14 protein-coding genes are annotated in these 13,944 nt (G+C 72.5%); 5 read left to right on the top strand and 9 right to left on the bottom strand.

Going from position 1 to position 13,944, the window contains the following annotated elements:
• Positions 1 to 10: 10 nt before the first annotated feature.
• The 4 genes from ABEB17_RS10625 to pgsA are packed head-to-tail and all read right to left on the bottom strand — an operon-like array spanning position 11 to position 3,331.
• Complete coding sequence (locus ABEB17_RS10625) at positions 11 to 598, bottom strand: hypothetical protein (protein WP_345716668.1); 588 nt, start codon at positions 596 to 598, stop codon at positions 11 to 13.
• A complete protein-coding gene (locus ABEB17_RS10620) occupies positions 595 to 1,740 on the bottom strand; it encodes a glycosyltransferase family 4 protein (protein ID WP_345716667.1) in 1,146 nt (381 codons plus the stop codon). Before ABEB17_RS10620 ends, ABEB17_RS10625 begins: the two co-directional genes overlap by 4 nt.
• Positions 1,737 to 2,708 (bottom strand): phosphatidylinositol mannoside acyltransferase, encoded by a 972-nt coding sequence (locus ABEB17_RS10615; RefSeq protein WP_345716666.1) that lies wholly within the window; start codon positions 2,706 to 2,708, stop codon positions 1,737 to 1,739. The genes ABEB17_RS10620 and ABEB17_RS10615 overlap by 4 nt, the downstream gene beginning before the upstream one ends.
• Positions 2,705 to 3,331 carry a phosphatidylinositol phosphate synthase gene (gene pgsA / locus ABEB17_RS10610; RefSeq protein ID WP_345716665.1) on the bottom strand — a complete coding sequence of 209 codons (627 nt, stop codon included), beginning with the start codon at positions 3,329 to 3,331 and terminating at the stop codon, positions 2,705 to 2,707. The genes ABEB17_RS10615 and pgsA overlap by 4 nt, the downstream gene beginning before the upstream one ends.
• A 124-nt stretch (positions 3,332 to 3,455) precedes the next feature.
• Between pgsA and ABEB17_RS10605 the strand changes: the two genes are divergently transcribed.
• From ABEB17_RS10605 to ABEB17_RS10585, 5 genes are read left to right on the top strand one after another with little or no spacing between them, the layout of a single operon-like run.
• A complete protein-coding gene (locus ABEB17_RS10605; RefSeq protein ID WP_345716664.1) occupies positions 3,456 to 5,627 on the top strand; it encodes an elongation factor G-like protein EF-G2 in 2,172 nt (723 codons plus the stop codon).
• 9 nt (positions 5,628 to 5,636) lie between these two features.
• The gene (locus ABEB17_RS10600; protein ID WP_345716663.1) at positions 5,637 to 6,113 is read left to right on the top strand and encodes a hypothetical protein; all 477 of its coding nucleotides are present in this window, start codon (positions 5,637 to 5,639) and stop codon (positions 6,111 to 6,113) included.
• Positions 6,110 to 6,976, top strand: coding sequence for an MFS transporter permease (locus ABEB17_RS10595; protein ID WP_345716662.1), 867 nt, complete (start codon positions 6,110 to 6,112; stop codon positions 6,974 to 6,976). The genes ABEB17_RS10600 and ABEB17_RS10595 overlap by 4 nt, the downstream gene beginning before the upstream one ends.
• On the top strand, positions 6,973 to 7,440 hold the full coding sequence (locus ABEB17_RS10590) for a hypothetical protein (protein ID WP_345716661.1): 468 nt from the start codon (positions 6,973 to 6,975) through the stop codon (positions 7,438 to 7,440). The genes ABEB17_RS10595 and ABEB17_RS10590 overlap by 4 nt, the downstream gene beginning before the upstream one ends.
• The gene (locus tag ABEB17_RS10585) at positions 7,437 to 8,309 is read left to right on the top strand and encodes an HTTM domain-containing protein (RefSeq protein ID WP_345716660.1); all 873 of its coding nucleotides are present in this window, start codon (positions 7,437 to 7,439) and stop codon (positions 8,307 to 8,309) included. The genes ABEB17_RS10590 and ABEB17_RS10585 overlap by 4 nt, the downstream gene beginning before the upstream one ends.
• 94 nt (positions 8,310 to 8,403) lie before the next feature.
• Here the strand turns inward: ABEB17_RS10585 and ABEB17_RS10580 are convergent, their stop codons facing one another.
• From ABEB17_RS10580 to ABEB17_RS10560, 5 genes are all read right to left on the bottom strand, one after another.
• Entirely contained in the window at positions 8,404 to 9,774 is a 1,371-nt protein-coding gene (locus ABEB17_RS10580; RefSeq protein ID WP_345716659.1) for an HNH endonuclease signature motif containing protein, read from the bottom strand.
• Between the two features lie 77 nt (positions 9,775 to 9,851).
• Positions 9,852 to 10,418: an HIT family protein gene (locus tag ABEB17_RS10575; protein ID WP_345716658.1), complete on the bottom strand. Its 567-nt coding sequence runs from the start codon at positions 10,416 to 10,418 to the stop codon at positions 9,852 to 9,854.
• Positions 10,415 to 12,406 carry a threonine--tRNA ligase gene (gene thrS, locus ABEB17_RS10570; protein ID WP_345716657.1) on the bottom strand — a complete coding sequence of 664 codons (1,992 nt, stop codon included), beginning with the start codon at positions 12,404 to 12,406 and terminating at the stop codon, positions 10,415 to 10,417. The genes ABEB17_RS10575 and thrS overlap by 4 nt, the downstream gene beginning before the upstream one ends.
• Positions 12,407 to 12,528: 122 nt before the next feature.
• On the bottom strand, positions 12,529 to 13,158 hold the full coding sequence (locus ABEB17_RS10565) for an MOSC N-terminal beta barrel domain-containing protein (protein ID WP_345716656.1): 630 nt from the start codon (positions 13,156 to 13,158) through the stop codon (positions 12,529 to 12,531).
• Positions 13,159 to 13,177: 19 nt separating this feature from the next.
• Positions 13,178 to 13,891 (bottom strand): hypothetical protein, encoded by a 714-nt coding sequence (locus ABEB17_RS10560; protein WP_345716655.1) that lies wholly within the window; start codon positions 13,889 to 13,891, stop codon positions 13,178 to 13,180.
• Positions 13,892 to 13,944: the final 53 nt, after the last annotated feature.

Raw genomic sequence — 13,944 nt, 5'->3', positions numbered from 1 at the left:
TGGGCGACGTTCAGTGGGCGAGCGCCTCGGGCGGGTCGTCGTCCATCTCGAAGGTTCCGGGCAGGTCGGCCCGTCCGGCGAGCCGGGCCCAGCGCACGACCCACTTGCCGCGCACCCGGGTGGCGTCGGTGACGGCGCCGTTCAGGAACCGGCGGGCGAGCCGGACCCGGTGGCACGCGGCGCCGAGCCGGTCGACCAGCGGCCCCACCCTCGGGTCGGCGCTGAGCGTGGCCGGCAGCGTGCCCGGCAGGGTGGCGCGCAGCGCCCGGGACAGGTCGGACTCCGCCGACTCCCGCTCACCGAGCACGAGCAGGACCGGTCCGGCGTCCTTGTCGTGGTGCACGAGGGCGTCCAGCTCACCGGCCTCGAGCGCCCGGGACGCCGCATCGGTGACCAGCAGCCCGGACGCCGGGTCCAGCGCGCCCGAGGTGGCCAGCTCGATCGCGGCCTCGGCCCGCCGGACCAGCTGCGCGTCCAGGGCGTTCTTCGCCCCCTCGACCCGGTGGTGCAGGCGGTCGAGCCGGCTGGCCTGGAAGGACAGGTACCAGGCCAGCAGCGCCAGCACCAGCAGGATGGCGAGCACCGTGGGCAGGTTCATGGGGTCCCTCCGAGCAGGTCGGCCTCGACGTGGCCGCCGCCGAGGACCGTCTCGTACACGGCCAGGACGTCGCGCGCGACGACGGACCAGTCGTAGCGCCGGACGGCGACGGACGCTGCCGCGCTCAGCTGGGCACGCCGCGGCTCGTCGGCCAGCAGGGCACTCAGGGACGAGGCGAGGTCGACCGGGTCACCGGTGCCGAAGAGCGCGCCGAGGGCGCCGTCGTCCAGCACCCGACGGAAGGCGTCCAGCTCGCTGGCCAGCACCGGCGCTCCGGCGCTCATCGCCTCGACCAGCACGATGCCGAAGCTCTCACCGCCGGTGTGCGGCGCGACGTAGAGGTCGACCGAGCGCAGCAGGGACGCCTTGGCCTGGTCGTCGACCATGCCCAGGAACTCGACCGCGGGGCGCAGGTTCGGCGCGAGCAGCTCCGCGGCCTCCTCGGCGTCGCCGCGGCCGGCGACCAGCAGGCGCAGGCCGGGCCGGTCGGCGAGCACGCTCGGCATAGCCTCGAACAGCACCGGCAGTCCCTTGCGCGGTTCGTCGAGCCGGCCGACGAAGGCGACGGTCGGGGCGTCCGCCGTGCCCTGCCACTCCGGCCGCACCGGGGCATCCGCGAACCGGTCGACGAACACGCCGTTCGGGATGACCACCGCGTCGCCCCCGATGTGGGTGGTGACGGTGTGCCGGGCGTCCTCGCTGACCGCGATGCGGGCGCTGATCTTCTCCAGGCTGGGCCGCATCAGCGGGTAGGCCGCCTGCATGGCGCGCGAGCGCAGGTTCGAGGTGTGGAAGGTCGCCACGATCGGGCCGTCGTACGCCCACAGCGCGAGCAGCGACAGGCTCGGCGTCACCGGCTCGTGGATGTGCAGGACGTCGAACTGCCCGGCCTCCAGCCACCGGCGCACCCGGCGGGCGCTCACCGGGCCGAAGTTCACCCTTGCCACGGATCCGTTGTAGGGCACCGGAACCGCACGGCCCGACGGGCTCACGTACGACGGGACCGGGGTATCGTCGTCCGCCGGGGCGAGCACGCTGACCACGTGCCCCTGCCCGATCAGGTGCTCCGCCAGGTCCCGGACGTGGAACTGCACCCCGCCGGGGACGTCGAACGAGTAGGGGCAGACGATGCCGATCCTCATGCCGGCCTCGTGCTGGTGACGCGGGCCGGGTCGAGGTCGGCGGTGAACACCCGCTGCAGCATGTGCCAGTCCTGCGGGTGGGACCGGATCGCGGCGGCGAGGTGGTCCGCGCAGCGCTGGGTCAGGGCGGTGACCGCCGCGCGCCCCGTACCGACGTCGTCCGTGGCGATCTGCGGGTGCCACGTGATGACGATCCCGTGCCGGCCCCGGGACGTGGGCTCGTACCGGATCGTCACGGCGAACAACGCGGCGCCGGTCGCCAGGGCCAGTGCGGCTGGCCCGACCGCCATCCGTGCGGGCTCACCGAGGAAGTCCACCTCGACCCCGCCGTCGGTCAGGTCGCGGTCGGCGAGCAGCGGCACGAAACCGCCGCCCCGCAGCACCCGGAGCAGGGAGCGGAAGACGTCCGAGCCGCCGGTCAGCGGGATGATCGTCATGCCGAGCCGCTCGCGGAAGGTCACGAACCGGTCGAACAGCTGCTCGGGCTTGAGCCGCTCGGCAACCGTGGTGACGGGCTGCAGCTGCAGGGTCGCCCAGGCGCCGGCGTGGTCCCAGTTGCCCAGGTGCCCCAGGAACATGACGACGCCCTGCCCGGACGCGAGCGCCGCCCGGACGGGCTCGTCGCCCTCGGTGCGGACGGTGGAGACGATGCGCTGCTCGTCCCAGTCCGGCAGCCGGAAGCTGTCGCACCAGTAGCGCAGGTACGAGCGCAGGCCACTGCGGGCGAGCTCGTGCAGGTCGTCGGCATCCAGGTCGGGCCGGGCCCGGGCCAGGTTCGCCTCGAGGCGCTGGACGCCGCTGCCCCGCCGCCGCCAGGCGAGGTCGGCGATGCCGTCGAAGGTCCGGTACGCCACGGCCTCGGGCAGCAGCCGCACGATGCGCCACCCGGCGGAGTACGCCAGGTAGCCGAGCCGCTCCCGCGCGCGCTCGAGGCGGCTGGGGCCGACGGGGCCGGGCGCAGGGGTCACGGGCTGGCCGGCGGAGCGGACCGCAGCGCCTGCCGGCGGACCTCGAGCATGCGCTGCACCACCGTGATCAGGCTGGCCAGGGCGAGCACGCCCAGCACGACGGTCAGCACCACGACGGGCAGGCCGAGGCCGACGAGGCCGGTGGTGACCAGAACGGCGACCAGCCGGTCCGCCCGCTCGGCGATGCCGACGTTGGCGGTCATCCCGAGCCCCTCGGCCCGCGCCTTGGAGTACGACACGACCGCGCCCAAGGCCAGGCAGGCCAGCGCGAGCACCCCGGTGAGCCGGTCGTCGCCGTCGCCGGTGAACCACAGCACGAGGCCCCCGAAGATGGCGGCGTCCCCGACCCGGTCGAGCGTGGAGTCCAGGTAGGCGCCCCACGAGCTGGACCGTCCCGAGGCGCGCGCCATGATCCCGTCCACGGTGTCGCTGAAGACGAACGCGGTGATCACCAGCGTCCCGGCGAGCAGGTGACCGGTCGGGTACAGGGCCAGCGCCCCGGCGCTGACGCCGAGGGTGCCGACCAGCGTGACGACGTCCGGACTGATGCCCAGGCGCAGCAGGAACCCGGCCACGGGGGTCAGCAGCCGGGTGAACAGGGCTCGCGCGAAGCGGTTCAGCACCGGCCGATCGTATCCAGGCCTGAGCGACCGGCGTCGAGCGCTTGTGTCCGCGGGTCGCTCGGGCCAGGGTGGGACGAGCCGTGATCGGGACCATTCGGCGGCCGGACCAGGCTTGGGAGGATGCATGGCGCACGAGGCCACCGCACCGGAGCGGGTGCGCAACGTCGTCCTCGTCGGTCATGCCGGCAGCGGCAAGACGACACTGGTCGAGGCGTTGCTCGCCGCGACCGGTGCCGTCTCCCGGCCGGGGACGGTGCAGGACGGCACGACGGTCACGGACTTCGACGAGCAGGCCCGCAAGCAGCGCCGTTCCGTGTCGGTCGCGGTCGCCAGCACCGAGCACGCCGGCATCAAGCTGAACCTGATCGACACCCCCGGCCACCCGGACTACGTCGGTGAGCTGCGCGCAGGGCTGCGCGGTGCGGACGCCGCCCTGTTCGTGATCTCGGCGGTGGACGGCCTGGACGGCGCCACCGCCCTGCTGTGGGACGAGTGCGCCTCGGTCGGCATGCCGCGGGCCGTCGTGGTGACCAAGCTCGACCAGCCGCGAGCCGACTTCGACGAGTCCGTCGCGGTGTGTCAGCGGGTGTTCGGCGAGGGCGTGGTGCCGTTGTACCTGCCGTTGCACGACGAGGGGGCGGCCGGGTCGGACAGCGACCCCGTGGCCGGGCTGATCGGCCTGCTCTCGTTGCAGCTGTACGACTACAGCGGCCGGATGGCGCCCGAGGTGCGCGACGCCGACCCGCAGCACCGCGAGCTCGTCGAGGGCAAGCGCTCGGACCTCATCGAGGCGATCATCCAGGAGTCCGAGGACGACGCCCTGATGGACCGCTACCTGGGCGGCGAGGAGGTGGGGCTGGAGATCCTGGTCCCCGACCTGGAGCGGGCGGTGTCGCGGGGGTCCTTCTTCCCGGTGCTGCCGGTGGTCGGCCTGAACGGCGTGGGCGTGCACGAGCTGCTGGAGATCCTCGCCCAGGGCTTCCCGTCACCGCTGGCGCATCCGCTGCCCGCCGTCACCAGCCCGGACGGCGACCCGCGTAGCCCGATCAGCTGCGACCCGGGCGGGCCGCTGGTCGCCGAGGTCATCAAGACCACGACCGACGCGTACGTCGGGCGGGTCAGCCTGGTGCGGGTCTTCTCCGGCACCCTGCACCCGGACACCGCGGTGCACGTCTCCGGTCACAGCGCACGGTTCGCGGGAGCGACGCTGGAGAACCACGAGGACCACGACGTCGACGAGAAGGTGGGCGTGCTCACCAGCCCGCTCGGCGCGACGCTGCGCCCGACCGGCCGCTGCATCGCCGGCGACATCTGCACGGTGGCTCGGCTGACCCGGGCGGAGACCAGCGACACGTTGTCCGACATCGACAACCCGTTGCTGATCGAGCCGTGGGTACTGCCCGAACCCTTGCTGCCCGTGGCGATCCGGGCCGCCTCGCCGTCGGACGAGGAGAAGATGGCGGAGTCTCTCGGCCGGCTCACCGTGGAGGACGCGACCGTCCGGATCGAGCACGACCCCAAGACCCAGCAGCTGGTGCTGTGGGCGATGGGTGAGGCGCACGTCGCGCTCGTGCTGGACCGGCTCAAGGACCGCTACGGCGTCCAGGTCGAGGCCATCGCGCACCGGGTATCGCTGCGCGAGACGTTCCAGTCGGCCGGCACCGGGCGGGGCCGGCTGGTCAAGCAGAGCGGCGGGCACGGGCAGTTCGCGGTGTGCGAGATCGACGTCGAGCCGCTGCCCCCGGGCAGCGGGCTGGAGTTCGTCGACAAGGTCGTCGGCGGATCCGTGCCGCGGCAGTACATCTCGAGCGTGGAGAAGGGTGTGCGGGCCCGGGCCGAGCGCGGCCTGATGGCCGGCTACCCGCTGACGGACGTCCGCGTCACCCTGACCGGCGGGAAGTCGCACTCGGTCGACTCCAGCGACGCGGCGTTCGCGCAGGCCGGCGGGTTGGCGCTGGAGGACGCCGCAGCCTCGGGGCTGCGGCTGCTCGAGCCGGTGGACGAGGTGGAGATCACGGTGGACGACGAGTACGTGGGCGCCGTGATGACGGACCTGTCGTCGCGGCGGGGGCGGGTGACCGGCACCGAGCCGCTGGGGAACGGGCGCAGCACCGTGCGCGCCGACGTCCCGGCGACGTCGCTGGCCCGGTACGCCATCGAGCTGCGGTCGGTCGCGCACGGTACCGGCGTGTTTACTCGGGGTTACGTGCGCCACGATCCGGTGCCCGCGAACGTGGCCGAACGGATACTCGCCGACAGCGCGGATGCGCCGGTCCACACCCCGGCGCACGGTTAGCATCGGCGGGTGCGAACCCGCCTGGCTGCCGACGAGACGCTTCGGCTGAGCCCTGGTCGTCGTGCGTGGCGGGTCGGCGTGCTCGGCGGCCTCTCCCTGCTGTTCCTCGCCGGCTCCGTGGTCGGTCAGGACGACTGGTGGCCGTTCGGGCCCTGGCGGATGTTCGCGACGTCGTCGGCGCCGTCCGGCTCCGTGATCGCGTTCGCCGTGCAGGTCCGCACCGAGTCCGACCCGGCCTGGCACGACGTCGGCCTGAGCCCGTCGTCCATCGGGCTGAACCGGGCCGAGGTCGAGGGTCGCAGCGGGCAGATCGAGGCCCACCCCGCGATGCTCGGCACCCTCGCCGCGAGCCACGCCCGGCTGCGCCCGCACGACGAGCCGTGGTCCGCCGTCCGGCTGCTGCGCCGCGAGACCGTGCTGGCGGACCGCGTCCCCACCGGTGAGGTCCGCGAGACCGAGATCGCCGTCTGGCAGGCCGGCTCGTGAACCGGCTGCGCGGGTGGCTGTTCGCCCCCATGCCGCTGGAGCGGGTGGCCCTGCTGCGGCTCGCGGTCTACGCGTTCGTGATCGTCGACGTCGTGTTCCTGCACACGTCCGGCTGGTACCACGGCTACGCCGACCCGGTCTGGTACGAGCCGCTGCACATCGGGACGATCTTCCACCTGCCGGCCGCGACGGTGCTACTCGTCGAGCTGCTCAAGTGGGGTTCGGTCGTCGGCGCACTCGTCGCCATGACCGGGCGCTACCCGCGGGCGGCCGGGTGGTTCGTGGCCCTGACCTGGGCCTGGTACCAGTACGTCGCGTTCGCCTACGGCAAGGTCGACCACGACCGCGGCGACTTCATCCTCGCCCTGCTGCTGCTGCCGACCGTGGGCACGGCGCACCTGCACGACAAGCGGCTCAGCGAGGCGGCCGGCTTCGCGATCCGGGCCGTCCAGCTCGGGGCCATCGCGACGTACGTCCTGTCCGGTGTGGCCAAGCTGCGGTTCGGCGGCCCCGAGTGGGTGAACTCGGCGACGCTGGCGCGCGCCGTCGTCCGCCGGGGCACCCCGCTCGGCGAGCAGCTGCTGCACGTGCCGTGGCTGCTGCACCTGAGCCAGTGGCTGATCATGGCCGCCGAGCTGCTGTCCTGGACGATCTTCTTCGTGCCCGAGCGCTGGCGTCGGCTCATGGTGCTGGGCTGGTACCTGTTCCACGCGGCCACCTACTCCGCCATCACCATCGCCTTCTGGCCGCACCTGGTGATGCTGCTGGCCTTCCTGCCGCTGGAGGAGTATCGCGACCGGCTGTTCGCCTGGTGGCGTGCGCGACGCGCGACGGCGGCCCCGGACGACGTCCCGGCCCCGTGAGCAGGGCCTCCTACGCCTGGCGGCTCACCCTGCTGCTCGTCGGTTCGGTCGCCCTGCTGCTGGGCACGCTAGTCGGCAGCGACCGCGAGTGGCCGTTCGGGTCGATGGGCCAGTACGCGTTCTCGGTACCGGACGACGGGCAGGTCAACTCCCCCGGTGTCGAGGCGGTCACGGTGGACGGCGACACGGTGCGGGTTCCGCTCACCCCCGGCGGCGTCGGGCTGCGGAGAGCCGAGATCGAGGACCAGGCGAAACTCATCCAGGCGGACCCGGCACGACTGCAGGACATCGCGGTCGCCGCGGCCCGCCGGCACCCGGAGTGGCCGCGGTACCGCGAGGTCCGGCTGGTGGACGACGTCACGCACCTGCACGACGGCCGGGTCGCGGGGACGACGCACGAGGTGCTGGCGACCTGGACTGTCGTGGACCCCCTCGACCCGCAGCCCCTGGCCGGGACGCCGTGAACGCGCTGCGACGCTGGGCCGCGCCGGAGGTGCCGCTGGCCCGGGTGGCCGTGCTGCGCACCGCCATCTACCTGTTCGTGCTGTTCGACATGTGGAAGATCTCCAACGGCGCCTGGTCGCACGGCGACGCGCCCGAGCAGCTGTACAAGCCGCTGGGCATCCGCACGCTGTTCCACCTGCCCGCGCCCAGCCACGACTACGTGCGGGTGCTGGCCCTCGTGATCGTGGTGAGCGCGCTGGTCGCCGCGGCCGGGCGGCTGCCGAGACTGGCCGGGTGGGTGTGCGCCGCCGGGATGCTCGACTGGGTCTCCAACAACTTCTCCTACGGGAAGATCGACCACGACCACACCGCGCTGATGATCGCGCTGCTGGTGCTGCCGACGGTCGGGCGGGCTCGCTGGCGGGACACCGGGGTCAGCGAGGCCGCCGGCTGGGCGTTGCGGTGCATCCAGGTCGGCGTCGTGGCGACGTACTTCCTCTCGGCCGTCGCGAAGATTCGCTTCGGCGGGTGGGGCTGGCCGAACAGCGCCATCTTCACCTGGGCGTTCGTCCGCCGCGGAACCTCCCTCGCCGACCAGCTGCTGCGCTGGCCGTGGGCGGTCGTCGCCTCGCAGTGGGCGCTGATCATCCTCGAGACGCTCTCGCCGATCCTGCTGTTCCTGCGCGACAGGGCGCTCTACCTGGCGATCGCGATCTTCAGTGGCTTCCACCTCACGACCTACCTGCTGCTGAAGATCCACTTCCTGCCGCTCGTCATCTGCCTGTTGGCGTTCCTGCCGCTGGAGAAGGTCGTGTTGGTGCCGGGTTGGGTGGGCTCGGTGACGCGTGGTCGGCGGAACCCTCTGGGCGGCTCTCGCAAGCTCGTTTGACGCCGCCCGCCGGGTTCCGCCGCCCACGCTGGGTCCTCGATCGACGATCGTCGGCGCGGCGCAGCAGCGCCGCCAAGGGGTCCCTGTTCTGCCCTCAGGGCGTGCGCCATCGGCGTGCGAGGGCGTCGAGAAGTCGGGTGGCTCGGGTGATGGTGGGATGCGGCGGGCGGTCGCGCGGTGGGCCGGTGTCCCAGTGCCCTTCGCCGTCGACGAGGCGACCGGTCTGGCTGGTGCGATGCACGTAGCGGTGATGGTGGCCGCAGAGCAGGGCGGCGTTGTCGAGGTCGGTGGAGCCGCCGTCCGACCAGGGCTGCAGGTGGTGCGCATCTGTCCACTCGGGTGGCGCGCCGCAGCCCGGCCAGGTGCAGCCGCGGTCGCGCACTGAGAGGGCGTGCCGCTGCCTCGCGGTGAACGAGCGCTGCGTGCGGCCGACGTCCAGCGGGTTGCCCACGCCGTCGATCACGACGGGGAGGAGGTCGGCGGTGCAGGTGAGGGTGGCCAGGGTGGTGGAGCTGAGCGCGGTGCCGTCGGGCATCGTCGCGGGCGCCAAGCCCGTGACCTTGGCGCCGACGACAGCCGCGGCCAGCGTCTCGTGCGGGACCGTCACAACGACTCGATAGGGACTGCCGTGCGTCGTCGGGAGCAGCTCGGGAGCGGCGATGGCCCGCTCGGCAAGGTGCTGGAGGCCGTCGTGCCGTCGTTGCGCGGCCGACCTGGGGTCAGGGGCGCCGACGGCGGCGGGTTGCGGTGCCGTCCACGCGTCGAGGGCCGTCCGCAGGGCGGCGCCGCACACCTGGGTGAGCAGTCCCTCGACGTGCACCATCCCCGACGAGGTGCTGGCGAGGGTCAGCGCCCGGGCTCTGGTCTGGGCGTCCTCGTCGTGGGCTAGCCGCTCGTCGGCGTCGGGGTCGAGGCGGTGCCGCAGGTAGGTGGCCAACCGGCGGAGCCGCAACGGGTCGAAGTGCGCCGCCTGCTCGATGAGGAACGCCTGGCCCTCGCAGACCGCGACGTCCGGGACCACGCCCGCCGGCAGGGCGGGCGGGACGAGCGCCTCGACCGTGCCGGCAACCACGTCCGCCTGCTCCACCGAGAGCGCCCCGGCCAAGAGGGCCTCGCGTGTCGGCCCGAGCTCGGCCGCCACGGCGGAGGTGAACAGCCGCTCGGCCCGCCGCGCCTGAGCGGCTGCGGCTCGCGGGTTCGTCGTCGGCAGCTGCGCCGACAGCCAGTGCTCCAGCCGGGCGTGCCCGGCCTGGCCGGGCAGCCCTCGTGAGCCGGCCTCGGCCAGCAGTCGCGTGCCGTGGGCCTGGGCCAGGCGGGTCACCCGGTCGAGCGCCGCCACCGCACCCGCGAGGTCGTCGTCCGAGACCTGCCAGGACTCCACCGCGGCCAGCCGGCCCAGCCCGGCCAGCACCTGCACCAGCGCGGCGGACGCCTCGCTGGCGGGTGCGACCGGGCTGGATGACATGCCTCGAACCTACGCGCGACCACCGACAGAATGCCTGTCCCGCAACGGATCTGTGGACAACCAGCCATTCGGGATCGTTATGCCGTGGCGCCCCACGCCTCGGCGAGCTGCTGCCTCGTGTCCCCCAGCAGGACCGGGAGGGCCTTGGTGCGGGCGATGATCGGGAGGAAGTTCGAGTCGCCGCCCCACCGCGGGACGACGTGCTGGTGCAGGTGCGCGGCGATGCCGGCCCCGGCGACCGCGCCCTGGTTCATCCCCACGTTGAAGCCGTGTGGCCCCGAAACCGTTGCGAGCGTGCGGATCGCCTGCTTCGTCAGCTCGGCGATCTCGACCGTCTCGTCATCGGTCAGCTCGATGTAGTCGCTGACGTGCCGGTACGGGCACACCATGAGGTGGCCGGGGCTGTACGGGTACAGGTTCAGCACGACGTACGTGGACTCGCCGCGGTGCACGACCAGACCGGCCTCGTCGTCCAGCGTCGGCGCCCGGCAGAACGGGCACTGCGCCGGCGTGGCGTCGGTGGGCTTGTTCTCGCCCCCGAGGTAGACCATCCGGTGCGGCGTCCAGAGGCGCTCGAAACCGTCCGGCTCCCCCACGAAGGCGTTCGCCGACTCCGCAGCAACCTCGCCGGCGTCCTCGCTCACGGGGTGGTGGCCCGGGTGCGGATCGCCTCCAGGATCTCGGCCACCGCGTCGTCCACCGCGACGCCGTTGTTCTGGCTGCCGTCGCGGTAGCGGAACGAGACCGCGCCCTTGCTGACGTCGTCGTCGCCCGCGATCAGCATGAACGGCACCTTGGCCTTCTGCGCGTTGCGGATCTTCTTGGGGAAGCGGTCGTCCGCGACGTCCACCTCGACCCGCACGCCCTGCGCGCGCAGGGTGGCCGCGACGTCGTGCAGGTACTGCTCGTGCACCTCGGCCACCGGGATCCCGACGACCTGCACGGGCGCGAGCCAGGCCGGGAAGGCACCGGCGTAGTGCTCCACCAGGACCCCGAAGAAGCGCTCGATCGATCCGAACTTCGCCGAGTGGATCATCACCGGCTGCTGACGCGAGCCATCCGCCGCCTGGTACTCCAGCTCGAAACGGGCCGGCTGGTTGAAGTCGTACTGGATGGTCGACATCTGCCAGGTGCGGCCGATCGCGTCCCGCGCCTGGACGGAGATCTTCGGCCCGTAGTACGCCGCACCACCCGGGTCGGGCACCAGCTCGAGGCCCGACGCGACCGCGACGTCCTCGAGCACCTTGGTGGCCACCGCCCACTGCTCGTCCGAGCCGATGAACTTGTCCTTGCTCTCGTCCCGGGTGGACAGCTCGAGGTAGTAGTCGTCCAGCCCGAAGTCCCGCAGCAACGACAGGACGAAGTCGAGCAGGTGCTTGACCTCGGCCGGCGCCTGCTCGGCCGTGACGTAGGAGTGCGAGTCGTCCTGGGTCAGGCCACGCACCCGGGTCAGGCCGTGCACGACCCCGGACTTCTCGAAGCGGTACACCGAGCCGAACTCGAACAACCGCAACGGGAGCTCGCGGTAGGACCGGCCGCGCGAGGCGAAGATCAGGTTGTGCATCGGGCAGTTCATGGCCTTGAGGTAGTAGTTGCTCCCCTCCATCTCCATGGGCGGGAACATGGTGTCCGCGAAGTACGGCAGGTGCCCGGAGGTCTCGAACAGGCCCTGCTTGGTGATGTGCGGGGTGCCGACGTACGAGAAGCCCTCCTCGATGTGCCGGGCGCGGACGTAGTCCTCCATCTCGCGCTTGATCACGCCACCCTTGGGGTGGAAGACGACCAGCCCCGAACCGATCGCGTCCGGGAACGAGAACAGGTCGAGCTCGCTGCCCAGCTTGCGGTGGTCGCGGCGCTCGGCCTCGGCGAGGCGGTCCAGGTACGCCTTCAGGTCGTCCTTGCTGGGCCACGCGGTGCCGTAGACCCGCTGCAGCTGCGGGTTCTTCTCACTCCCGCGCCAGTACGCCGCAGCGGTGCGCATCAGCTTGAAGGAGTTGCCGATCAGCTTGGTCGAGGGCAGGTGGGGGCCGCGGCACAGATCCTTCCAGGCCAGCGACCCGTCCTTGCGCAGGTTGTCGTAGATGGTCAGCTCGCTGCCGCCGACCTCAGCGCTCGCACCCTCGGCCGCGTCCTCGGCCGCGCCACCCTTGAGCCCGATCAGCTCGAGCTTGTAGGGCTCGTCGGCCAGCTCGGCGCGGGCCTCGTCGTCCGAGACGGCGCGCCGGCTGAAGGTCTGGCCCTCGTTGATGATGCGCTGCATGGCCTTCTCGAGGGCCTTGACGTCGTCCGGGGTGAACGGGACCTCGACGTCGAAGTCGTAATAGAAGCCGTCGCGCACGGGCGGTCCGATGCCCAACCGCGCCTTCGGGTTGATCTGCTGGACCGCCTGGGCGAGCACGTGCGCGGTCGAGTGCCGCAGCACGGCCAGGCCGTCCTCGCTGTCGACGGTGACCGGCTCGACGACGTCCCCGTCGGCCAGCTCGTGGTCCAGGTCGCGCAGCTCGCCACCGACCCGGGCGACGACGACGGCCTGGGGCCCTCGGGTGTCGTCCGCGAAGAGCTCGCCGGCCGTCGTCCCCGCCGCGACCGATCGCTCGCTCCCGGCGACGGACACGGTGATCTGGGCGGACACGGAGGCCTCCTGGGCTTGCTCGGTGGGTGGTACGCCGGACTGGAGCCGGTCCGCCTGATCGTATCGACGTCGCACCGGCGTGGCCGAGCGGGTTTCGCGGCGGGTTCGCAGGCCGGACGGGCTCAGCCGAGGCGGACGTCGTCCCCGACCCGCAGCAGGCCTGGCCGGACGACGTCCGCGTACACCCCGAGGCAGTGCTTGGGCTGCCTGCTGATCCTCAGGACGACGTCCCCCATGCTGACCTCACGCCCGACCCACGCAGTCTCCAGGTCGTCGCCGTCGAGCTCGACCACGACGTTCGCGCGCGGCTGCTCGACGCTGCACGCCGGGTCGCCGAGGTGGGTCCCCTCATCGGCCGCCGCGCGCTCGACGGCCTGACGGCTGACCAGGTGCACCGGGGCCACCTCGTTGAAACCTGGGCCGGCGGTCGGTGCCGGCCGCAGCTCGACCGCCTGGCCGATCGCCGCCGACAGGGCGGCCGCGGCGCCATCGCCGACCAGCGGTCCGGCTCCGGCGAGCAGCAGCGAAGGCGACCCGCTCGGTGCGGACGGCGCGCTCGCCCGCATCTCGCGCAGGCCCGCGACCTGGCGGGCGGTGACGACCGCGCCGTCCTCGCCGACCACCGCCCAGCCGCGGTCGTGCTCGAGCCCCGTGGCGAGCACCTGGACCTGGTCGAGGTCCGGGGCGCCCATCGACTTGACCGGGTAGGAGTGCAAGCTCACCACCCGGCCGACTGCACTGTTCTCACTCACTCCACGAGCCTATGCCTCGTCAACCCCGGCTCGTGCGCAGCCAGTGCCAGGCAACTGCACCCACCCACAGCTCGTAACCGAGGGTGCTGAGCGCCAGCGCCGGGAACATCGAGCCAGCGAGGAGGGTCGCGCTGCCCAGCAGGCTCAGCGGCAGCAGGACCAGGCCGGTCCGCTGCAGCCAAGGTGCCGTTTCGCCAAGCCGCAGGCCGAGCACAATCGCACCGATGAAGAACAGTCGGGGCAGCACCGAGAACGCCAGCGAGAACGGCGCGATGGCGTCCCAGCCAGCGAGCATGCGCAGGTCGGTGCCAGCGTCGGCGGTCTCCAGCGCGACGTCGTGCAGCACGGCGGCGAACGGCCAGACCAGCGCGAGCAAGGCGCCGGCCGCGGTGGCCACGGTCGCGAGCACCCCGGTGCCATCCACCCGCCGCAGTCGCAGCTGGACGACGCCGAGGAAGCCCAGCATGAGCGTGCCCGCGACCATGAAGACGTAGTTGCCCCACCGGTACAGGTCAGCTGCGGCAAGGACGTGCTGGCCCCAGAGCAGAGGTGGCTCGCCAGGCTGCCCGCCCTTGGGTAGCACGAAGACCGACATGGCCACCATGACGCCGAGCTGGCAGACGGTGAACGCGATCCCGAAGCGGGCGCTAACTCGGGCCAGGGCGTCGCCGGCCGGGCCGGGATCGGTACGGCCCCGGCGCTCCAGCGGGACGTCGACGCTGGTGCTGGTCATCGGAGTTCCTTTCGTAGCAACGATTTCGGCTCGATCGAGCCGTGCCACGACGC

The sequence above is a fragment of the Angustibacter luteus genome (assembly GCF_039541115.1).
GTDB classification, from domain to species: Bacteria; Actinomycetota; Actinomycetes; order Actinomycetales; family Angustibacteraceae; genus Angustibacter; species Angustibacter luteus.
Note: the sequence above shows the minus strand (reverse complement) of the source record. Positions and strands in the feature narration are given on the sequence as shown.